The 19,031-nt window shown below is 67.4% G+C and carries 21 protein-coding genes; 12 read left to right on the forward strand and 9 right to left on the reverse strand.

Annotation, left to right across the window (positions count from 1 at the left end; genetic code table 11):
• The first annotated feature begins 154 nt into the window (after nucleotides 1–154).
• The 5 genes from VGV58_RS04895 to lhpI all read left to right on the forward strand — a co-directional run bounded on the left by VGV58_RS04895 (nucleotide 155) and on the right by lhpI (nucleotide 4,187).
• Entirely contained in the window at nucleotides 155–1,444 is a 1,290-nt protein-coding gene (locus tag VGV58_RS04895; protein WP_326872854.1) for an Hsp70 family protein, read from the forward strand.
• A 149-nt stretch (nucleotides 1,445–1,593) separates the two neighbouring features.
• A complete protein-coding gene (sppA, locus tag VGV58_RS04900; protein ID WP_326872855.1) occupies nucleotides 1,594–2,562 on the forward strand; it encodes a signal peptide peptidase SppA in 969 nt (322 codons plus the stop codon).
• 28 nt (nucleotides 2,563–2,590) lie between these two features.
• Complete coding sequence (ihfB, locus tag VGV58_RS04905) at nucleotides 2,591–2,878, forward strand: integration host factor subunit beta (protein ID WP_326872856.1); 288 nt, start codon at nucleotides 2,591–2,593, stop codon at nucleotides 2,876–2,878.
• Between the two features lie 18 nt (nucleotides 2,879–2,896).
• On the forward strand, nucleotides 2,897–3,232 hold the full coding sequence (locus tag VGV58_RS04910; protein WP_326872857.1) for a LapA family protein: 336 nt from the start codon (nucleotides 2,897–2,899) through the stop codon (nucleotides 3,230–3,232).
• 10 nt (nucleotides 3,233–3,242) lie between these two features.
• Complete coding sequence (gene lhpI / locus VGV58_RS04915) at nucleotides 3,243–4,187, forward strand: bifunctional Delta(1)-pyrroline-2-carboxylate/Delta(1)-piperideine-2-carboxylate reductase (protein WP_326872858.1); 945 nt, start codon at nucleotides 3,243–3,245, stop codon at nucleotides 4,185–4,187.
• 39 nt (nucleotides 4,188–4,226) lie between these two features.
• Here lhpI and VGV58_RS04920 read toward each other — a convergent pair whose 3' ends face one another.
• The 3 genes from VGV58_RS04920 to VGV58_RS04930 all read right to left on the reverse strand — a co-directional run bounded on the left by VGV58_RS04920 (nucleotide 4,227) and on the right by VGV58_RS04930 (nucleotide 6,149).
• Complete coding sequence (locus VGV58_RS04920) at nucleotides 4,227–4,805, reverse strand: hypothetical protein (RefSeq protein ID WP_326872859.1); 579 nt, start codon at nucleotides 4,803–4,805, stop codon at nucleotides 4,227–4,229.
• Nucleotides 4,806–4,899: 94 nt separating this feature from the next.
• Nucleotides 4,900–5,073: a DUF3309 family protein gene (locus tag VGV58_RS04925; protein ID WP_152016538.1), complete on the reverse strand. Its 174-nt coding sequence runs from the start codon at nucleotides 5,071–5,073 to the stop codon at nucleotides 4,900–4,902.
• Nucleotides 5,074–5,165: 92 nt separating this feature from the next.
• Nucleotides 5,166–6,149 carry a Bug family tripartite tricarboxylate transporter substrate binding protein gene (locus tag VGV58_RS04930; RefSeq protein WP_326872860.1) on the reverse strand — a complete coding sequence of 328 codons (984 nt, stop codon included), beginning with the start codon at nucleotides 6,147–6,149 and terminating at the stop codon, nucleotides 5,166–5,168.
• A 149-nt stretch (nucleotides 6,150–6,298) separates the two neighbouring features.
• Here VGV58_RS04930 and mepA point away from each other — a divergent pair, with 149 nt between their 5' ends.
• Nucleotides 6,299–7,240 (forward strand): penicillin-insensitive murein endopeptidase, encoded by a 942-nt coding sequence (mepA, locus tag VGV58_RS04935; protein WP_326872861.1) that lies wholly within the window; start codon nucleotides 6,299–6,301, stop codon nucleotides 7,238–7,240.
• A gap of 115 nt (nucleotides 7,241–7,355) precedes the next feature.
• A complete protein-coding gene (locus VGV58_RS04940; RefSeq protein WP_326872862.1) occupies nucleotides 7,356–8,054 on the forward strand; it encodes an alpha/beta hydrolase in 699 nt (232 codons plus the stop codon).
• Between the two features lie 49 nt (nucleotides 8,055–8,103).
• On the opposite strand, the gene VGV58_RS04945 is transcribed toward VGV58_RS04940, so the two are convergent.
• Nucleotides 8,104–9,249: an extensin-like domain-containing protein gene (locus tag VGV58_RS04945; protein WP_326872863.1), complete on the reverse strand. Its 1,146-nt coding sequence runs from the start codon at nucleotides 9,247–9,249 to the stop codon at nucleotides 8,104–8,106.
• A gap of 312 nt (nucleotides 9,250–9,561) precedes the next feature.
• Here VGV58_RS04945 and VGV58_RS04950 point away from each other — a divergent pair, with 312 nt between their 5' ends.
• On the forward strand, nucleotides 9,562–10,269 hold the full coding sequence (locus VGV58_RS04950) for a glutathione S-transferase N-terminal domain-containing protein (protein WP_326872864.1): 708 nt from the start codon (nucleotides 9,562–9,564) through the stop codon (nucleotides 10,267–10,269).
• Between the two features lie 137 nt (nucleotides 10,270–10,406).
• Here VGV58_RS04950 and VGV58_RS04955 read toward each other — a convergent pair whose 3' ends face one another.
• The 4 genes from VGV58_RS04955 to VGV58_RS04970 are packed head-to-tail and all read right to left on the reverse strand — an operon-like array spanning nucleotide 10,407 to nucleotide 13,884.
• Complete coding sequence (locus tag VGV58_RS04955; RefSeq protein WP_326872865.1) at nucleotides 10,407–11,189, reverse strand: ABC transporter ATP-binding protein; 783 nt, start codon at nucleotides 11,187–11,189, stop codon at nucleotides 10,407–10,409.
• The gene (locus VGV58_RS04960) at nucleotides 11,186–12,178 is read right to left on the reverse strand and encodes an ABC transporter substrate-binding protein (RefSeq protein WP_326872866.1); all 993 of its coding nucleotides are present in this window, start codon (nucleotides 12,176–12,178) and stop codon (nucleotides 11,186–11,188) included. The genes VGV58_RS04955 and VGV58_RS04960 overlap by 4 nt, the downstream gene beginning before the upstream one ends.
• 54 nt (nucleotides 12,179–12,232) lie before the next feature.
• Complete coding sequence (locus tag VGV58_RS04965; protein ID WP_326872867.1) at nucleotides 12,233–13,039, reverse strand: ABC transporter permease; 807 nt, start codon at nucleotides 13,037–13,039, stop codon at nucleotides 12,233–12,235.
• On the reverse strand, nucleotides 13,036–13,884 hold the full coding sequence (locus tag VGV58_RS04970) for an IclR family transcriptional regulator (protein ID WP_326872868.1): 849 nt from the start codon (nucleotides 13,882–13,884) through the stop codon (nucleotides 13,036–13,038). Before VGV58_RS04970 ends, VGV58_RS04965 begins: the two co-directional genes overlap by 4 nt.
• A 117-nt stretch (nucleotides 13,885–14,001) precedes the next feature.
• Here VGV58_RS04970 and VGV58_RS04975 point away from each other — a divergent pair, with 117 nt between their 5' ends.
• From VGV58_RS04975 to VGV58_RS04985, 3 genes are all read left to right on the forward strand, one after another.
• Nucleotides 14,002–14,700: a hypothetical protein gene (locus VGV58_RS04975; protein ID WP_326872869.1), complete on the forward strand. Its 699-nt coding sequence runs from the start codon at nucleotides 14,002–14,004 to the stop codon at nucleotides 14,698–14,700.
• A complete protein-coding gene (locus VGV58_RS04980) occupies nucleotides 14,700–15,479 on the forward strand; it encodes an SDR family NAD(P)-dependent oxidoreductase (protein WP_326872870.1) in 780 nt (259 codons plus the stop codon). The genes VGV58_RS04975 and VGV58_RS04980 overlap by 1 nt, the downstream gene beginning before the upstream one ends.
• 133 nt (nucleotides 15,480–15,612) lie before the next feature.
• Nucleotides 15,613–16,857 (forward strand): amidase, encoded by a 1,245-nt coding sequence (locus tag VGV58_RS04985; RefSeq protein WP_326872871.1) that lies wholly within the window; start codon nucleotides 15,613–15,615, stop codon nucleotides 16,855–16,857.
• Between the two features lie 667 nt (nucleotides 16,858–17,524).
• Here VGV58_RS04985 and VGV58_RS04990 read toward each other — a convergent pair.
• A complete protein-coding gene (locus VGV58_RS04990; protein ID WP_326872872.1) occupies nucleotides 17,525–17,833 on the reverse strand; it encodes a hypothetical protein in 309 nt (102 codons plus the stop codon).
• 182 nt (nucleotides 17,834–18,015) lie between these two features.
• Between VGV58_RS04990 and VGV58_RS04995 the strand changes: the two genes are divergently transcribed.
• Nucleotides 18,016–18,975, forward strand: coding sequence for a TIM44-like domain-containing protein (locus tag VGV58_RS04995; RefSeq protein WP_326872873.1), 960 nt, complete (start codon nucleotides 18,016–18,018; stop codon nucleotides 18,973–18,975).
• Nucleotides 18,976–19,031 lie beyond the last annotated feature (56 nt).

The following is a 19,031-nucleotide window of genomic DNA, read 5'->3' on the forward strand; positions in this document are numbered from 1 at the left end:
CGCGCGGAGAAATCCGCGCGGGCTTTTGTTTCGGCCGAGGGCGTCATTCTCGGGCGGAGCGAAGCGTAGATCCGAGAATCTCGGGACCAGAGAGCACTGGTTTCCGAGATGGTCGGGTCAAGCCCGACCATGACGAGATGAGCCGGAGGTGAAGATGCAGGACGCAGCGATCGGGATCGATTTCGGCACCACGAACAGCGTGGTCGCGCTCGCACGTCCTGATGGTTCGGTGACGACCCGCAGCTTCGCCACCAGGCAGGGCGCCGTCGACGCCTATCGCTCGGCGCTGATGTTCTGGCGCGAGGGCCGCCCGCCCCACGCCCATGTCACCCATGTCAGCGGCCCAGACGCGCTCGACATGGCGCTCGGCATGACCACCGAGCACCGCTTCCTGCAATCGCTGAAGACGCATCTGTCGAGCCGCGCCTTCCAGGAGACGCGCCTGTTCGGCAAGCTCTTCCGGCTGGAGGACCTGATCGCGGTCTTCCTGAGCGACCTCTCCGCCGGGCTGGACGGTCTCGGCGAACGCAGCGTCCTCTCCGGCCGCCCGGTCGTCTTCGCCGGCGACCGGCCGGATGAAGAGCTAGCCCTGACGCGCCTCTCGGCCGCCTATGGCAAGGCCGGGATGAGCAAGGTCGATTTCGCCTATGAGCCGCTCGGCGCGGCCTACTGGTATGCCCGTGAGCTCAAGACGCCGCAGACCATGCTGGTCGCCGATTTCGGCGGCGGCACCAGCGATTTCTCGGTGATGCGTTTCGAGCCCGGCAGCAACGGCACCCTGCAGGCCGTTCCGCTCTCCCATGCCGGTGTCGGCGTCGCCGGCGACACTTTCGACTACCGCATCATCGAGCACGCGGTCTCGCCGCTGCTCGGCAAGGGCTCGGACTACCTTTCCTTCGGCAAGCGCCTGCCGATCCCGGCGCACTACCATGCCGCTTTCGCGCAATGGCACCGGCTCTCGCTGATGAAGAGCAGGGAGACCATGACCGAGCTCAAGGCGCTGATCCGTGACGCGGTCGAGCCCGGACGGCTGGAGGATCTGATGACGGTGATCGAGTACGATCTCGGCTACGAGCTCTACCGCGCCGTCTCGGCGACCAAGATCGCCTTGTCCTCGCAGGAGGAGGCGCAGCTGAGCTTCGACCAGATGGGCGTACGCATCGACCGGACCGTGACCCGGGCCCTGTTCGACCGCTGGATCGCCGAGGATGTCGCTGCGATCGAAGGTGCTCTCGACGAGGCGCTGGCCGCTGCCGGGGTCGCCGGCGACAAGATCGAGGCGGTGTTCATGACCGGCGGCACCTCCTATGTGCCGGCTGTGCGCGCCCTGTTCGACCGGCGCTTCAGCCCGCAGCGCATCCATATCGGCGACGCCTTCCGCTCTGTCGCCAGCGGCCTCGCTTTGCTCGCGCTCGACCGGCAGCGGGCGCTCGCCGCGGCCTGAGCCGGGCATCCTGTCGCGCTGATTGTTGCCTTGCCCCTCCTGCACCGGGGGGCTACATCACAGGGCCCCTGGAGCCCGCGCCGCCCCGCTTGCCCTGCAAGCGATCGGAGCGAGGCCTCTGTCGCAAAGTGAGAGCCGGAGCCGCCGACATGTCGTCCGATGCCGATCTGCTCGCCGATCGTCGCAGCCTGCGGCGCAAGCTCTCGCTCTGGCGGTTGCTCGCGCTTGCCGGCGTCGTCGTCATGGCCGTCGTCGGCGCGCTCGTCTGGAGCGGGCGCCTGCCCGGCAGCACCGCCCAGGCGCATATCGCCCGCGTCACCATTTCCGGCTTCATCTCCGGCGACCGCCGCACGCTCGACCTGATCAAGTCGCTCGAGAACAGCCGCGCCAGCGCCGTGCTGCTCAGCATCGACAGCCCCGGCGGCACGGTGACCGGTTCCGAAGCCGTTTACGATGCAGTCCGCCGCCTTGCCGCCAAGAAGCCCGTGATCGCGGTGGTTGACGGTATCGCTGCATCCGGCGGCTACATCGTCGCGCTCGGCAGCGAGCGCATCGTCGCCCGCCAGACCTCGATGGTCGGCTCGATCGGCGTGATCGCCCAGATTCCCAATGTCGCCCGGTTGCTCGACACCATCGGCGTCAAGTTCGAGATCACACGGTCGAGCCCGCTCAAGGCGGCGCCGAGCGGCCTCGAGCCGACTTCGCCGGAGGCGGCCGCCGAGACCGCGCGGGTGATCGCCGACAATTACGACTGGTTCAAGCGGCTGGTCGGCGAGCGCCGCAAGCTCGCCGACCCCGAGATCGCCGCAGTGTCCGACGGCCGCGTCCATTCCGGCCGCCAGGCGGTCAAGCTCAAGCTCATCGACGAGGTCGGCAGCGAGCAGGAGGCGATCGCCTGGCTTGAGCGCGAGAAGGGCGTCGGCAAGGATCTGCCCGTGCGCGACTGGCGTCGCCGCAGCGAATCCTCCTCTTACGGGCTGTGGAGCGCAAGCGAGGCGATGGCGCGGGCCGCCGGCCTGGAGGCGCTCGCGGCGCTGCTCGCGCGCGCTGCCGAAGCTCCGGTTGGACTGCGGCTTGACGCGCCCCTGGCGCTCTGGCAGCCTGCCGTCGAAAAGTGACGATGTTACAAGCGGTTATATTGGACCCATGATAAAATCAGAACTCGTCCAGCGCATCGCCGAGCGCAACACCCACCTCTACCAGCGCGATATTGAGAACATCGTCGGCTCGATTCTCGACGAGGTCGTCAAGGCGCTCGCGCGCGGCGACCGGGTCGAGCTGCGCGGCTTCGGCGCCTTCTCGACCAAGGAGCGCGCCGCTCGCGTCGGCCGCAATCCGCGCACTGGCGATTCCGTCAAGGTCGACCAGAAATTCGTGCCGGTCTTCAAGACCGGCAAGGAGCTGCGCATGCGGCTGAACGGCAAGGGCGGCTGAGCCGGCTGGAGGAGCGGAATGAAGGCTTTCTTCAAGGCGCTGGTGCTCGTCCCGGTCGCGCTGATCGTGGTGCTGTTCTCGGTGGCGAACCGCGCGCCGGTCCGGGTCTCGCTCGATCCGATCAGCCGCGACGCACCGGCGCTTGCCCTCGACCTGCCGCTTTTCGCCGTGATTCTCGCCGCCATCGCCGTCGGCATCCTGATCGGCGGTTTCGCCTCCTGGCTGGCGCAGGGCAAGCATCGCAAGGCCGCCCGGGTCAACCGCCGCGAGGCCGAGAAGCTGCGGGGCGAGGCGCAGTCGCTGCGCGCCGCCGTGCCGGATTCGGCGTTGCCGGCGCTGACCAACCGCGTCTGACGCCAGCATCATGCGCTTCTTCTCCGCCGCCGAGATCGACGGCCTGCTGAATTTCCCCGCTTTGGTCGATGCGCTCGCCGAGGCCTTCCGCGGCGACATCGTCACGCCGGTGCGTCACCACCATGAGGTCGAGCGCCCGGATGCGGCTGCGACCCTCCTGCTGATGCCGGCCTGGACGGCGCCGGAGGAAAAGCCGGCCTTCCTCGGCACCAAGGTCGTCACGGTATTCCCCGGCAATGCCGCGGTGAGCCTGCCGAGCGTGATGGGCAGCTATCTCTTGATGGACGGAGCGAGCGGTGCGCCGCTCGCAGCGCTGGATGGCGCGCGCCTGACGCTGTGGCGCACCGCGGCGGCCTCCGCGCTCGCCTCGCGCATGCTGGAGCGGCCGGATACCAAGCGGATGCTGATGGTCGGGGCTGGCGCGCTTTCGACCTTCCTGGTCAAGGCGCATCGCAGCGTGCGCAATTTCGAGGATATCGCGATCTGGGCACGGCGGCCCGAGGCTGCCGCCGAGGTCGTGGCCGAGCTCGCGCGCGACGGCATCGAAGCGCGCATCGCTGACAATCTTGAGGCCGAGGCACGCCAGGCAGACCTCATCTCCTGTGCGACGCTGTCGCGTGAGCCGCTGATCCACGGCCGCTGGCTGAAGCGCACTGCCCATCTCGATCTCGTCGGCGCCTTCAACCTGTCGATGCGCGAGGCCGATGACGAGGCGCTGCAGCGCGCCCATGTCTTCGTCGATACGCAAGCCGCACTGCACGAGGGCGGCGACGTCGCCGTGGCGATCAAAGCCGGCGCCTATACGGCTGAACAGGTTTCGGGAACGCTGGCCGGCCTCTGCCGTGGCGAATACGACGCCGCTGCCGAGCGCGATGACGTGACCCTGTTCAAGTCGGTCGGCACAGCGCTCGAGGATCTCGCCGCCGCCATGCTGGTCTGGAAGCTGGCGAACTAGCCAGCTCAACGCCACGGTCATTCCTGCGTATGGCCCAGTCTAGATACTGGTCGATGCGAAAATGTTTCCGTGCATGATCGTGCAACGTTGAGACGTCAGTCGATAGTCGACGACTGGGATCAGCTTGCCGTTCGGAATTCCGTAAAAGAAAAATTTTTTGTCTTCGCGAGTGGATTTCAGCTGGGTCGAAGCCGTGCAGGAGCGGAAATCTCCGCTGATCTTGATATTGATGTATTGGCGTCCCCAGGGATAGATCCGCTCTCTGATCAAGGTCGTTCCCGTGGTTGTCCACCTCTGCCCGATCGGGCCGTGCGACCAGACCTGTCCCCAATCGACAACCTCGGCTCCGCCCGCTCCGACAAGCGTGCGGCCCGTACGCGCGCTTGTGCCGGATGCGCCTGAAAAATCGAAGAGGCGGCCCTTCTCACTGACATAGACCTTGATCGTTCGCGTGTTGATGGTCTCGCCCATTCCGCCGGCATTGCCGTCGAAAACATGTCGCGCATTGACTTCGATATCGAGGGAATATCCCCGCAGCTTGTCGGCGAGCTGTGCCTGGGCGGAGTCCACACAGGCTGCTGCCGCCAGCAACGACAGCGCAAATAATGTCCTGCGCATGACCCTGTCCCGAAGCAGAACTCCGCCGTGAACACTGTAGCGACGGAGCTTCCCCTCACAAGCATACAGAGGATGTAACCCGGTGTGGGCGGGCTCAGACCCTGACTGCTGGGCCGCCCAGGGCTCCAAGCAGCCACAGCACGATCACGATGGTCAGTACCAGGCCGACCACGCCGCCGAGGCCGGCGCCGCCATAGCTGCGATGGCCGTAATACCCGCCGCCGCCGAGCAGGATGACGAGCAGGATGATGATGAGCAGGGTGGACATGGTACGCGCCCCTTCTTTCGTCCGCCCGCCTCGTCAGTTGTCGCGAGCGAGCATTGGAAGAACGTCGGGCGCGAACCGTAAGTTCCGTGCGGTCAATCCGCCTTGATGCCGACCTCGCGGATCAGGCCGACCCATTTCGTCTGCTCGGCGCGCACGAAAGCGGCGAGCTCCGCCGGCGTGTTGCCGACCGGCTGGGCGGCGAGCTGGTCCATCTTGCCGCGCACCACGGGGTCGGCGATCGCCGCCTTGGTCTCGGCCTGCATCCGGTCGACGATCGCCTGCGGCGTCTTCGCCGGCGCGAACAGGGCGAACCAGGAGGAGACGTCGAAGCCCGGCACGAGATCGTTGATCGGCGGGAATTCGGCGGCGGTCGGCGCGCGCTGCGCCGTGGTGACGCCGAAGCCGCGCACGGTGCCGGCACGGACCTGCGGCAGCGCCGCGGTGATGTTGTCGAACATCAGGTCGACGCGCCCGCCGATCAGGTCCTGCATCGCCTGGGCCGAGCCGCGATAGGGCACATGAACCATCTTGATGCCGGTCAGCTTCTGGAAGAGCTCGCCGGCGAGGTGGATCGAGGTGCCGACGCCGGAGGAGGCATAGGTGAGCTTGCCGGGGTTGGCCTTGCCATAGGCGATCAGCTCGGCGGTGTCCTTGACCTTCAGTGTCGGGCTGACGACGAGCAGGTTCGGCACCAGCGCGACCATGGTGATCGGGGCGAAATCGGTGAGCGGATCGTAATTGACCTTGGCGTAGAGCGCCGGATTGGCGACGAGGCCGACCGAGACGATCAGCAGCGTGTCGCCGTTGGGCTCGGAGCGCGCCACCGCCTCGACGCCGATATTGCCGCCGGCCCCGGCCCGGTTCTCGACCACGAAGCTCGCGCCGAGCGCCTGGCCGACCTTGTCGGCGACCAGCCGGCCGAGGATGTCGGTCGCGCCGCCGGCCGTGAACGGTACGACCAGTTTGGGCGTGCGCCCTTGCGGCCAGGTGCCCTGTGCGCGGCCAGCCGCGGGCAAGGTGAGCGCGGCGCCGAGGCCGCCGAGCAAGGCCCGGCGGTCGAGTGTGAAACGGCTCATCGTCGGATGTCTCCTCCAGATATGCTCACCGATGGGCTTGCTGCCCGTTCTTCGGCAGCGAAGACGCTGCCGGCTCCCATGCGTCCTGTCCAGCCCATTGAACCGGCGGTGGCTTGACCTCGGTGCGAGCGGCCTGCGATTCTGCGGCCATGCAAACGCTTCGTCGCTTCGCCCCCCTGATTCTCCTGCCGTTGCTGATGACAGCGGGAGCTGCGCGCGCCCAGTCCACCGGCGAGGCGGAGGCAAAGACCCGCGCTGCCAATATCGCCGCCTATCCCGATGCGGCGCGCGCGCTGTTCGGCCAGAAGACCACGCCGGCCGCCTTGAGGGCGCGCTCGATCGGCTCCTATGCCCGCGGCTGCCTGGCCGGCGCGACGGCGCTGCCGGTCGATGGCGAGAACTGGCAGGTCATGCGGCTTGCCCGCAACCGCAACTGGGGCCATCCCGAGCTGATCTCCTTCCTCGAGCGGTTCGCCAGCGAGGTGCCGAAGCTCACCGGCTGGCCCGGCCTCCTGGTCGGCGACATCTCGCAGCCGCGGGGAGGGCCGATGCTGACCGGCCATGCCTCGCACCAGATCGGGCTCGATGCCGATGTCTGGTTGACGCCGATGCCGAGGAAGCGGCTCGACAGCGACGATCGCGAGAACATGTCGGCGGTCAACATGGCTCGCTCCGACTGGCGCGACGTCAACCCGAAGAACTGGACGCCGGCGCATACCCGTCTGATCAAGGCGGCGGCGAGCGAGCCCAGAGTCGAGCGCATCTTCGTCAATCCCGCGCTCAAGGTCGCGCTCTGCCGCGAGGCCGGCGCGGACAAGACCTGGTTGAACAAGGTCCGGCCGATCTGGGGCCACAACTACCATTTCCACATCCGCCTGAGCTGCCCGGCCGGCATGGAGGGCTGCCAGGGTCAGGAGCCGCCCAATTTCGGCGATGGCTGCGGCGCGGAGCTCGATGGCTGGGTCGAGAAGCAATATCAGGCGATCTTCAACCCGCCCAAGCCGAAGCCGGGCCCGAAGCCGAAGCCCAAGCCGCCGATGTCACTCGATGCCTTGCCGGCCGAGTGCCGGCAGGTGCTGGTCTCGCGCTAAGGCGTCAGCTCGATAGCCCGCCGCGCATTTCCTCTGTCATAGTCGCGTTCCAGCTTGGTCGAGCGGGACGTATTCCGCTTCGCGCGCGGCTTCGCTGCTGACAGTGGAGGACGTGATGAGTGCCAGGCCGACCATCGTTCTCGTTCATGGCTTCTGGGGCGGAGCCGCTCATTGGAGCAAGGTCATCGTCGAACTGGCCCGCAAGGGCCATTCCGGGCTCCGTGCGGTCGAGATGCCGCTGACCTCGCTCGCCGATGATGCCGAGCGCACCCGCAAGATGGTGAAGCAGCAAGCGGGGCCGGTGCTGCTGGTCGGCCACTCCTATGGCGGCGCCGTCATCACCGAGGCGGGCGATCTGCCGAATGTCGCAGGCCTCGTCTACATCGCCGCCTTCGCGCCCGATGCCGGCGAGAGCCCCGGCGGCATCAGCCAGGCGACACCCCCGGCGGCGATCGCCAATCTCGCTCCCGACAGCGACGGCTATCTCTGGATCAACTACGACAGGTTCCATGAGAGCTTCTGCCAGGATCTGAGCGCCGACGAGGCGCTAGCCATGGCCGTCGGGCAGAAGGCGCCGCTGGCGTCGACCTTCGGCGATGCCATCACCGCGCCGGCCTGGAAGGCGAAGCCGAGCTGGTATCAGCTCTCCACCGATGACCGGATGATCCATCCCGACAATCAGTACCGCATGGCCGAGCGGATGAAGCCGCGCCGTATCCTGACGCTCGATGCAAGCCACGCCTCGCTGGCCTCGCGGGCAGGAGAGGTCGCTGCCCTGATCGACGAAGCCGCTCGCGAAGTCGCCAAGGTCTGAAGAGTCGAGGTGGTCGCGGCGACCCGTATAGCGGGCCGCCGCGGCAGTCCTATCGCCGTAGCGACCCGGTCTGCTGGCCCTGCGACCGGTAGGCGAACGGGTCGTTGCGCGGGTTGATCGGCGGCTCCTCGCCCGGCTGGGCACTGTCGATGATGCCGTTGCCTTCCTCGTCGCCGACGATCAGCTCCTCGGTCGGCGGCGTCGAGCCCGGAAGCTGCAGCGGCCCGCGCATTTCGCTCGGCGTCGGCTGCGGCTGGTAGCGCCGGCTCATCTGCGGCTGCCCCTCTTCTTCGATATAGCGCCGCTGGCCGTCGAGCCCGCCCTGCTGCTGATGAGCGACCGGATAGCCGCCGCTGACCGCGCCCGGCGGACGCAGGCCACCGCTCGGCTGGCGCAGCAGGCCGCCGGAATTGCTTGCCACCATCGGCGGCGGCAGGCTCTGGCGCGTCGCCGGCTGCTGCTGTTGCAGGGCCATCCGGTCGGGCCGTGCCGGGTCCGGCGGCGGCAGGTTGTAGTTGGGCTCGTATTTGATCACCGGCTTGCAGATGTGCCGGCCCTTGGAATGACGGGCCAGGTCGATGTGGAAATGGTCGTAGTGCATCGGATCGGCGCCGGGGCCGAGCACGGTCGAGAAATGCTCGCAGGCACCGACGAAGATCTCGCGCAGGAAGGCCTGCTCCTCCGGCGCGCCGCGCCAGCCATCCTTGACGGTGACGACGCGGTTGTCGTTCAGCCGGAAGGAAAAGACGTCGACGGCGTTGCCGAAGGCATGCTCGGATGTGCGGCTCGTGCCGGTGCCGTTGTTCATGGCGCGGCAGGAATAGGAGCCGGCGCGGATCTCGATCACCTGCGCGCCGAGCACGTTCATCGCTGCCGGCTGCACCACTTCGGTGAACCATTTGTCCGTCGTCGCGACCACCGGGCAGGCCAGGGTCGCATTGCTGGTCAGCGCGACGCTGCCATTGGCGAAGGCCGCGACCTTGAGCGGCTTCTCCATGCCGCAGGTGCCGGGGCCATCGATCGCCTTGCCGCGCAGGCTGACATAGGCCGAGAGCTGCACCTGGCCCGAGGACAGGCACTGGGCTTCGGCCTGGTCACGCCAGGGGGCGCGCTGCGGCTTCTGGAACTTGCCGCAGCCGGCAAGGCCGGCGCCGATGACGCCGAGCGCGAGGAGGGTGAGGTGAACGCGACGCATGACCGATCAAATGCGAGTCGTTCGATGAACGGTTTGTTGACCGGCTGCGTCCTGGAAGCCACGGGCGGATTAACTTTGCCGATGGCGTTAAGCAGCAGTTAAAGCGGTTCTTTTCCGCAGCGCGGACATTAACCTCAGGATTTCGGATTTGCCTTTGCGGTTCGGCGGTCCTGCAAGCTCAGCGAGGTTGCGCTACCCGGGGCGGCACTCCAACTTACGCCGCAACGTCATGGCCTCGCGCCATCGGCGTCCCGCCGACAGGGCACGCCAGGCAAGGCCGGCGCCTCGCCCGCCATCCGAGGAAGTTTCTCGATGTCCGATCTCTCCGCTTTTCCGATCACGCAGCGCTGGCCGGCCCAGCATCCCGACCGGCTCCAGCTCTATTCGTTGCCGACGCCCAATGGCGTGAAGGTCTCGATCATGCTGGAGGAGACCGGCATCCCCTACGAGCCGCATACCATCGACATCGGCAAGAACGAGACCTGGACGCCGGAATTCCTCTCGCTCAACCCGAACGGCAAGATCCCGTCGATCCTTGATCCCAACGGCCCCGGCGGCAAGCCGTTCGCCCTGTTCGAGTCCGGCGCGATCCTGGTCTATCTCGCCGACAAGGCCGGCAGGTTCCTTCCCACCGATCCGGCTCGCCGCTACGAGACCCTGCAATGGGTCTTCTTCCAGATGGCGGCGATCGGCCCGATGTTCGGCCAGCTCGGCTTCTTCCACAAGTTCGCCGGCCGCGAATACGAGGACAAGCGCCCGCGTGACCGTTACGCCAATGAGAGCAAGCGCCTGCTCGGCGTGCTCGAGACGAGGCTCGCCGGCCGCGACTGGCTGATGGGCGACGAGTATACCATCGCCGACATCGCGACGCTCGGCTGGGTCCGCAACCTCGTCGGCTTCTACGGCGCCGGCGAACTGGTCGAATACGACAAGCTCAAGCTCGTCCCGAAATGGCTGGAGCGCGGGCTGGCGCGCCCGGCGGTGCAGCGCGGGCTGGAAATCCCGAAGCGGCCGGGTTGAGGTGTCCGTCCGTCATGGTCGGGCTTGTCCCGACCATCCACGTCTTCCTTTCGCGAGGGCGGTGTTCAAGACGTGGATGCTCGCCACAAGGGCGAGCATGACGGTGCAGTGGCGGCCGCGCGCGTCGGCGCTGCCCTTCAATACTTGATCACCCCGAACCGCCGGAACGCATCATGGATGCGGTCGGCATAGGCGTTGAAGCTCGGATAGTCGCCGAGATGGGCCGGCCGCGGCCGCGGCAATTCGATCTTGATCTCGTCGACGACCCGGCCTGGCGTCGGCGACATCACCAGCACCCGGTCGGAGAGGCCGATCGCCTCTTCGATCGAGTGGGTGATGAAGACTACGGTCTTGGCCGTCTCCAGCCAGAGCATTTCGAGATCGTGCCGGATCTGCGTGCGCGTGATCGCGTCGAGCGCGCCGAAAGGCTCGTCCATCATCAGCACTGACGGGTTGTGGATCAGCGCACGCGCGATCGAGACGCGCTGGCGCATGCCGCCGGAGAGCTGCTTCGGATAGCGGTCGGCGGCATGGCTGATGCCGAGCTTGGCGAAGAGCTCCAGCGCCCGCTCCTTCGCCGGTGCCAGCGGCAGGCCGCGGATCTCGGCCTGCAGCATCACGTTCTCCAGCGCCGTCCGGAATTCCAGCAGCAGATGGTCCTGGAAGACGATGCCGATATCGGTGAGCGGCTCGGTCAGCTTCTTGCCGTTGACCAGCAATTCGCCGCCGCTGGTCGGGATCAGCCCTGCCGCCATCAGCATGAACGTGCTCTTGCCGCAGCCGGAGGGGCCGATCAGGCTGACGAACTCACCGCTCCGGATGTCCAGCGTCAGACCATCGACGGCGGTGAAGCCGCCGAAGGTCTTGACGATGCCGCGTCCCTCGATCGAGGCGGCGGCGCTGGCGGCTGTCGCGCTCACGAGCAGGCCGGGGCCGAGGCCGGGAGCAGCTCGGTCGTGTAGTAGTCGCTGATCGGCTTGTCCTTGGGCAGGCCGAGATATTGCGTCAGCAGGTCGAAGCTGACGGTCCAGTTCTTCTCCGGCACCTTACCGAGCGAGGTGGCGCCCGGCGCGCAGAGCAGCTTGTTGACGACATCGAACTGCGCCAGCACCTGCGCCTTCTTCACCGAGGGGAATTGCGCGACGACCGCGTCGGCGGCGGCGTCCGGGTTCTTGCGGGCGGCGTCCCAGCCCTGCAGGCTCGCCTCGATGAACTTCTTGTAGAGCTCGGCATCGGCCTTGATCTTGTCGTCGCGGGCGATGATCGAGAGTCCGACGGTCGGCACGCCGACATCGCGATAGAAGATGTCGCGCACCTTGAAGCCGCGTTCGCGGATCTGGACCGAGTGGAAATCGGCACCGCCGAGGATGGCATCGACCTTCTTCTCCAGCAGCGCGCCGACGAAGGCGCCGGGATCGATGTTGATGACATCGACCTTGCCCTTGTCGATGCCGTTGCCGGCGAGGATGGCGTCGAGCAGCGTCGTCTGCGCCGTGCCGGGCTGGACCGCGAGCTTCTTGCCGACGAGATCCTTGGGCGAGGCGATGCCGCTGTCCTCCAGCGCGATGATGGCAAAGCCGTTGGTCTGCAGCACGGGGGCGACGATCTTCACCGGCGCGCCCTTCGTCCGCAACTGCATGGCGGCCGGGGCGTCGGCAAAGCCGACATCGGTCTGGCCCGTCGCGACCATCTGCGCGGTCGTGCCCGAGCCCTTGCCTTCCTCGATCGTCAGGTTGATGCCGGCCTTCTCGTAGAGGCCCATCTGCTTGGCCATCATGAAGCCGGCATTCGGCGCCGCAGCTAGGAAGTTCAGCGTGATCTTCATCGGCTTGCCGCCGGCCTGGGCGAGCGCGCCGCTCGTGCCGAGCGCCAGCATGGCGGCGGCGGTGAGCAATGTCCTTCTCAGCATGGTCGTTCTCCCTGTGGTTCCGGTTTGCCCGGATTGATGGTCGATGTCGTCGGATCAGCCCTTGCGCTGCCAGGGCATCAGGAGCACTTCGAGCCAGTCGACGAGGTAGCTGAACAGGATGCCGACGGCAGACAGCGCCACCAGGCAGGCGAAGATCAGCGGCATGTCGAGGAAGCTGGTGCCGCGCAGCAGGAGATAACCGAGGCCGGCATTGGCGCCGACGAACTCGCCGACGATCGCGCCCGTCGCCGCGAACACGGCCGAGACCTTGAGGCCGGCAAAGATATAGGTGAGAGCCGCCGGCACCCGGACATAGCGGAAGGTCTGCCAGGCGGATGCGCCCATCGAGCGGGTCAGATAGAGCACGCGCTCGTCCAGCGCGCGGAAGCCCGTCATGCTCGCGACCAGCGTCGGGAAGAAGCAGAGCAGGAAGGTCAGCAGCACCTTCGGGAACAGGCCGAAACCGAACCAGACCACGAAGAGCGGCGCGATCGCGATCTTCGGCACGAGCTGGAAGAAGACGATCACCGGATAGATCGCCTTCTCCAGCAGCTTCACCGAAACGATGATGTAGCCGAGCGGGATCGAGATCACCGCCGCCATCAGGAAGCCGAGCACGATCTCGTTGGCCGTCACCAGCGTATGCCGGAAGATGTCGGCGCGATCGATCCAGAGCCGCTCGAAGAAGGCGCTCGGCACCGGCAGGATGTATTCGGGGATGCCGGCCATCGGCACCAGGAGCTGCCAGGCGACCAGCAGCACGGCGAAGCTTGCCAGCGGCCAGGCGATGGCCGAGACCCAGGCGGCGGCCTTGCCGCTGGCCTGTTGCGTGGTCGCTGTGGTGGCGGTGTCGCTGCTCATGCTGATGTCTCTGTCGGCGCCAACCGTATGGCTGCCTCGCTCGAAACGGCGGGGAGGGCGCCGATCTGTCGCCGCCTGAGCGGCCAGATCGCCGCCATGTCCTGCGCGGCGCTGGCGAGCGCCGTCGCGATCTCGCTTCGGCGCGCCTCGTGCATGCGTGGCAGCGGCCCGGCGACGCTGAGCGTGCCGGCAACCGGCGCGCCTGCATCCGGCCCGGCGCGGAAGGTCGTCGCCATCGCGACGGTGCCGATCTCGCCCTCCTCGACCGCCAGCGCGTAGCCACGATTGCGGGTCTCGCCGAGATGCCGCCTCAGCGCATCGACATTGCCGAGCGCATTGGGGCCGGTGCGTCCCTCGCCGTCGAAGCCGCGCGCGCAGACGATGCGGAGCGCCTCCTGCTCCGGCAGCGAGGCGAGCCAGGCCTTGCCGGTCGCCGTGGCGTGCAGGACAGGCCCCATCCCCATCGGCGGCTCGTAGCGCAGGCCGGCGGTCGCGCCCTGGGCGCGGGCGATCCAGGTCAGGCTCTCGCCCTCGACCACGGCGAGGCGGCAATATTCGCGGGTGGCGCGGGCGAGCCCGTCGAGCACGATCTGGCCGGCATCGGGCAAGCCGCGCAAATCGAGATTGCGGAAGGCAAGCTGCGACAGCTTCAGCGTCAGCCCATAGGCGCCCGATTGCGGGTCCTGCGCGACGAAGCCGCGCTCGCCGAGGCTTGCGAGCAGACGATGGGTGGCGCTGACCGGCAGGTCGAGCCGCTCGGCCAGCACGGTCAGGTCGGCGCCCTCGGCCTCGTCGGCCAGCGCCTCCAGCAGCTTGAATGCACGCTCGACCGCCGCGATCGTCACCCGTCCCCGCCCCCTGTCTTGATTAGAATTGGAAATCATTTCCAATTTGGATTTCATTTTCGTATAGAGAGAGGGCGAGGCCGAGTCAACGCGCCCCGCAGGCCGGTGGAGAGAACGATGAGCCTGGCAGGTGAGGGAGCGGTCGCGATCTGGCACGACATCGCGCCGGAGGGCAGGGCGGAGTTCTATGCCTGGCATGGCGAGGAGCACATGCCCGAGCGGGTCGGCATCCCCGGCTTCCTGCGCGGGCGCCGCTATGTCGCGATCGATGCCGATCTCGAATTCTTCAATCTGTACGAGGCGCAGACCGTCGAAGTGCTGAAGGGGCAGGACTATACGACAAGGGTCAATGCGCCGACGCCCTGGACGTTCTCGGCGGTGAAGCATTTCCGCTCGGTGGCGCGCGCGATCTGCCGTGTGTCCCACACCAGCGGTCCGGCCCAGGGCGGGCTGATCGCGACCTTGCGCTATGACGTGCCGGACAATATCGCCTCGGCCCACAAGGCGGCGCTCTTGCGCGGGCTGGTGCCGGACCTGCTTGGGACGCGCGGCGTTGCCGGTGTCCATCTGCTGACAGCGGACGCGCAAGCGAGCGGTGCCGCCACCGCCGAGCAGAAGGCGCGCGGCGTCGCCAATGCCGTGCCGAGCTGGGTGCTGCTGCTCGAAGGCTGGGGCGACGAGGCCGAATTCGTCGCACTGGCGCGCGAATCCCTGTCGGCCGAGGAGTTGCAGGCGCTCGGCGGTCAGGGGCCGTTCTCGCTCGGCCTCTACCGCCACCAGATCACCCGGACCAAGACCGCCTGGAGCGCCGGCTGATGAGCACGCGCTACGATCTCTCCGGCCGCCATGCTGTCGTCACCGGCGGGGCCGGCGGGCTCGGCCGTGGCATCGCCCACGCGCTGATCGAGGCCGGCGCCAGCGTCACTCTCTGGGATCAGGATGCAAGCAGCCTGGCGCAGGCCGTGAGCGAGCTTGGCCGCCGGGCGAGCCAGCGTCAGCTTGACATCCGTGACGTCAATGCGGTCGAGGCGGCGGCCGATGCCGCAATGTCCAACCATGGCCGCATCGATATCCTCATCAACAATGCCGGCGTGCTCGGCGAAGTCAGGCCGATCTGGGAGACGACGCCCGACAACTTCCAGCGCGTGCTGCAGGTCAACCTGTTCGGCGCCTATCTGGTGACGCGCGCCGTCGTCGGCCGGATGCTGCGCCAGGCGCCGCGGCTTTCGCCGGACGGCCATCCCCTGCGTGGCCATGTCGTCAGCATCGCCTCGATCCAGGGCAAGGAGGGCATGGCGATGGCGGCCGCCTATTCCGCCTCGAAGGCGGGCCTGATCGCCCTGACCAAGAGCGTCGCCAAGGAAACGGCGCAGCAGGGCATCATCGTTACGGCGGTGACGCCGGCCGCTGCCGAAACCGCGATGGCCAAGGAGATCTCGGCCGAGCGGCGTGCCGACATCATGTCGCGCATCCCGATGGGGCGCTTCGTCGAGGTGGCGGAGGTGGCGCGGCTGGTGCTCTGGCTCTCCAGCGACGACTGCTCCTTCTCGACCGGCGGAATCTTCGACCTCTCCGGCGGCCGCGCGACCTACTGAGCCGCGCGCTCCAGCGGCGCACCGGCTGCATACCCCGTCTGCGGGGGGGCGTTCCCGGCTTCCTTTCGGCGCTTGGCCTGTGCCAGCATGACCGCATCGGCGGCCTCGCCGCGCAGATTCCAGGGACAGGTCCATGCTTTCGGTTCGCGATATCGCTCGCCGCGTCGCCAATGGTGAGGTTTCCGCCCAGGCCGCCCTTGCCGACAGCGAGCGGCGAATCGACGAGCGCGATGGCGACCTGCGCGCCTTTGCAGCCCGCCCCGAGACTCTTAAGGCAGGCGAGGGGCCGCTCTCCGGCGTTGCCGTCGGGGTCAAGGACATCATCGACACCGCCGAGTTGCCGACCGGCATGGGCTCTTCGATCTATGACGGCTATCAGCCCAAAGCCGACGCCCCGATCGTGATGGCGCTGAAGGCGGCTGGCGCGACCGTAGCCGGCAAGACCCAGACCACGGCCTTCGCCTTCCTCGATCCCGCTCCGACCCGCAATCCGCACGATCCCTCGGCAAGCCCCGGCGGTTCCTCGGCAGGCTCGGCCGCGGCCGTCGCCGCCAGCCTCGTCCCGCTCGCCATCGGCACCCAGACCGGCGGCTCGGTGATCCGTCCCGCCGCCTATTGCGGCGTCGCGGCGATCAAGCCGTCCTACGGCCTGCTGCCGACAGTCGGTGTGAAGCCCTTCTCCTGGTCGCTCGATACGCTCGGCCTGATGGCCGCCAGCGCCGACGATCTCGGTTTCGCTCTGGCGGCGCTGACCGGCCGTGCCGATCTCGATGCGCCCGAACTGGCGCTGGACGGGTTGAAACTCGGTCTCTGCCGGCAGGAATTCACCGATAGGCCGGAGCCGGCTTGCGAGGGCGCGCTGCAGCGGATCGCCGATTTCGCCCGCAAGGGCGGCGCGACTGTCCTCGACATTGCGACGCCTACCGAGCTCGCCGAGACCTTCCATGCCCATGGTCCGTTGCAGAATTGGGAGGCGACCCAGGCGCTCGCCTGGGAATACGCCAATCATCGCGAAGACCTGCCGCCGAAGCTGCGCGCCTATCTGGACGAGGCCCGCGCCACCACGCCTGACGACTATGACGCAGCCCGCGGCACTGCCCGGCGTGGCAGGCATGCGGCCGAGCGCTGGTTCGGCGAGGTCGATCTCGTCCTGACCTATGCCGCGCCGGGCGAGGCGCCGGAGACGCTCGCCTCGACCGGCGATTCCAAGTTCAACCGGCTTTGGACGCTGCTCGGCACGCCCTGCCTGACCGTGCCGCTGATGCGAGGCCCGCGTGGCCTGCCGGTCTCGTTCCAGCTCATCGGCCGCTTCGGCGACGATGCCCGCGTCATCGCCGTGGCGCGGGCGCTCGAGCGCCTGATCCTGATGCCGGCATGACGATCTCTCGGCGAGATCTGGGCTCTCGTCCCGCATGGGACAATATTGCGTCGCAACAACTTCGGCTTGATTGTGGCGGAAAGGATTTATGCTGCATTCGGCAATACTAAAAGCTTCTGTCCGGAAGGTCTTGTTCGGGACTATCCACAAAGCAGTTCAATGATTTAACCGCTGATTAAGAACGCTTCTCTGCTGCGGCCTCCGCTGCGGCGACGCAGCCACTTGCGGCGGCCGCCGTTTCTGCTAGCTTCCATGTCAGGTCAATGACAAGGAGGGTTCACATGAACCTCACGCTAAGTCTCGACCGGTTGGCCATGGGAGCAGCTTTCGCGCTGGTTCTGGCGATCGTGATCGGAGCGTTCTGACGGGGAAGTCAGTCTCGAGTCGAAAAGACCAACAAGCCAATTGAAGAGCGTCGCGGGAGAGGCCCCGCGGCGCTTTTCTTTTCGGGCGCTTGCGACATCAGGAAAGCACGCCGTCATTCCGGGGGGCACCGCAAAGCGGTGGGCCCGGAATCCATGACCATGACGATCGCACGAAAAGGCGCCGTCATTCCGGCACTCCGCTTCGCTACGGCCGGAATGACGGCATTTCCGTTGGAGCGGGCGTGGAGACGGCTTCCGGGCTCGGGCCTTCAGCCCGCCCCGGAATGACCGGATGACTCCATTCAGCTTTCGGGGCAGGGATTTTCCGTCACTTGCCAGGACATCAGATTGGTGACGCGGCCGCAGGTGGCCAGGCGGCGGCCCATGGTGGTGCGGATACAGGACATGCTGCCTTCCGCGATCTTTTTGCCGTCGTTCCAGCAATAGCAATAAGGCTCGGGCGCCTGCGCCAGGCGCGGCCTGTCGAGGGCGACGGCTTTCTCCTGCGCCAGGATAGGGGAGGTCGACAGTAACAGGATCGTCGCAGAAAAAGCCGATAACAGCAGCGTTGCGGCGTGAGAGCGCGGTAGCCTCCGAGGGGATCGGACCATGGCTCGCTCCTGTCCTTCGCCTGATCGGCGTGACGGTGCGGAAACCATAGCATAGTGAAGCCGGCCACCCAATATGATCGTTGCCTGTCACCCGAAGGTTCAGGTCGCCCGCACCTTGCGAAAGTCGTACGACCCAACCATATTTCGGGTCCAGTGAGCCGATCCCGGCTCCGGGAGGAACCATGTCACTGATTTCGCTCGCCCGTCGTGGACGTGCAATCGCCCTCATCGCTGGCGCTCTTCTGCTGGTGCCGATCATCGCCGAGGCCGCTCCGGGCGGCCGCAGCTTCGGCAGCCGCGGCTCGCGCAGCCAATCGCAGGTCGCGCCGACACCGACCGCGCCCGGCTCCTCGTTCCAGCGCAGCCCGACGCAGGCGCCCGGCCCATCGGCCGCTGCCCCGGCTGCCGGCGCAGCGGGTGCAGCCGCCCAGGCGGCCCGCCCGTCCATGGCGCGCAGCCTGATGATGGGCGTCGCTGGCGGCTTGCTCGGCGCTGGCCTGTTCGGCCTGCTCTCGGGCGCTGGTTTCGGCGGCATCGCCGGCTTCCTCGGCCTGCTCTTCCAGGTCGCGCTGATCGGCGGCCTGATCTGGCTGGCGCTGCGCCTGTTCCGTCGCCGCAGCGAGCCGCAGCTCGCCAGCGCCGGTGGGCCGCTCGGCCGCGAGGCTTATCAGCCGCAGCCGGCCGCTCCCGCGATGGGTGGCGGCGCTGCCGCGGCTTCTGCCGCCAAGCCGGTCGAGTTCGAGCTGCAGGGCGCCGACTACGGCACCTTCGAGCGCTTGCTCTCCGAGGTGCAGTCCGCGATCTCCGACGAGAACATTGCGCGCCTGCGCCAGATCACTACGCCGGAGATTTCCGGTGCGCTCGAGGACGAGTTCGCCGAGAACGCCCGCAAGGGACTGATCGAGAAGGCGGCCGAGGTCAAGCTGCTGCAGGGCGACCTTGCGGAATCCTGGCGCGAGGACGGCTACGACTACGCCACCGTCGCGATGCGCTTCAGCCTGCTCACCGCCATGGTCGAGCGCAATGGCGGCAAGGTCGTCGAGGGCCATGCCACCATCCCGCGCGAGGTCATCGAGCACTGGACCTTCGTGCGCTCGCGCGGCGGCGAGTGGAAGGTCGCGGCGATCCAGCCGGTCGAGTAGGACCGCGACGACACCCGAAATCTGGACGGCCGGGCTTTGCCCGGCCGTTTTTCGTT

Origin of the sequence: Allobosea sp. (assembly GCF_035944895.1) — a bacterium.
Classification (GTDB): domain Bacteria; phylum Pseudomonadota; class Alphaproteobacteria; order Rhizobiales; family Beijerinckiaceae; genus Allobosea.

What these genes read in the sequence shown, in the direction of transcription:
- VGV58_RS04895 (WP_326872854.1), top strand. Translation starts at nt 155, where the DNA reads ATGCAGGACGCAGCGATCGGGATCGATTTCGGCACCACGAACAGCGTG.
- sppA (WP_326872855.1), top strand. Translation starts at nt 1,594, where the DNA reads ATGTCGTCCGATGCCGATCTGCTCGCCGATCGTCGCAGCCTGCGGCGC.
- ihfB (WP_326872856.1), top strand. Translation starts at nt 2,591, where the DNA reads ATGATAAAATCAGAACTCGTCCAGCGCATCGCCGAGCGCAACACCCAC.
- VGV58_RS04910 (WP_326872857.1), top strand. Translation starts at nt 2,897, where the DNA reads ATGAAGGCTTTCTTCAAGGCGCTGGTGCTCGTCCCGGTCGCGCTGATC.
- lhpI (WP_326872858.1), top strand. Translation starts at nt 3,243, where the DNA reads ATGCGCTTCTTCTCCGCCGCCGAGATCGACGGCCTGCTGAATTTCCCC.
- VGV58_RS04920 (WP_326872859.1), bottom strand. Translation starts at nt 4,805, where the DNA reads ATGCGCAGGACATTATTTGCGCTGTCGTTGCTGGCGGCAGCAGCCTGT.
- VGV58_RS04925 (WP_152016538.1), bottom strand. Translation starts at nt 5,073, where the DNA reads ATGTCCACCCTGCTCATCATCATCCTGCTCGTCATCCTGCTCGGCGGC.
- VGV58_RS04930 (WP_326872860.1), bottom strand. Translation starts at nt 6,149, where the DNA reads ATGAGCCGTTTCACACTCGACCGCCGGGCCTTGCTCGGCGGCCTCGGC.
- mepA (WP_326872861.1), top strand. Translation starts at nt 6,299, where the DNA reads ATGCAAACGCTTCGTCGCTTCGCCCCCCTGATTCTCCTGCCGTTGCTG.
- VGV58_RS04940 (WP_326872862.1), top strand. Translation starts at nt 7,356, where the DNA reads ATGAGTGCCAGGCCGACCATCGTTCTCGTTCATGGCTTCTGGGGCGGA.
- VGV58_RS04945 (WP_326872863.1), bottom strand. Translation starts at nt 9,249, where the DNA reads ATGCGTCGCGTTCACCTCACCCTCCTCGCGCTCGGCGTCATCGGCGCC.
- VGV58_RS04950 (WP_326872864.1), top strand. Translation starts at nt 9,562, where the DNA reads ATGTCCGATCTCTCCGCTTTTCCGATCACGCAGCGCTGGCCGGCCCAG.
- VGV58_RS04960 (WP_326872866.1), bottom strand. Translation starts at nt 12,178, where the DNA reads ATGCTGAGAAGGACATTGCTCACCGCCGCCGCCATGCTGGCGCTCGGC.
- VGV58_RS04965 (WP_326872867.1), bottom strand. Translation starts at nt 13,039, where the DNA reads ATGAGCAGCGACACCGCCACCACAGCGACCACGCAACAGGCCAGCGGC.
- VGV58_RS04975 (WP_326872869.1), top strand. Translation starts at nt 14,002, where the DNA reads ATGAGCCTGGCAGGTGAGGGAGCGGTCGCGATCTGGCACGACATCGCG.
- VGV58_RS04980 (WP_326872870.1), top strand. Translation starts at nt 14,700, where the DNA reads ATGAGCACGCGCTACGATCTCTCCGGCCGCCATGCTGTCGTCACCGGC.
- VGV58_RS04985 (WP_326872871.1), top strand. Translation starts at nt 15,613, where the DNA reads ATGCTTTCGGTTCGCGATATCGCTCGCCGCGTCGCCAATGGTGAGGTT.
- VGV58_RS04990 (WP_326872872.1), bottom strand. Translation starts at nt 17,833, where the DNA reads ATGGTCCGATCCCCTCGGAGGCTACCGCGCTCTCACGCCGCAACGCTG.
- VGV58_RS04995 (WP_326872873.1), top strand. Translation starts at nt 18,016, where the DNA reads ATGTCACTGATTTCGCTCGCCCGTCGTGGACGTGCAATCGCCCTCATC.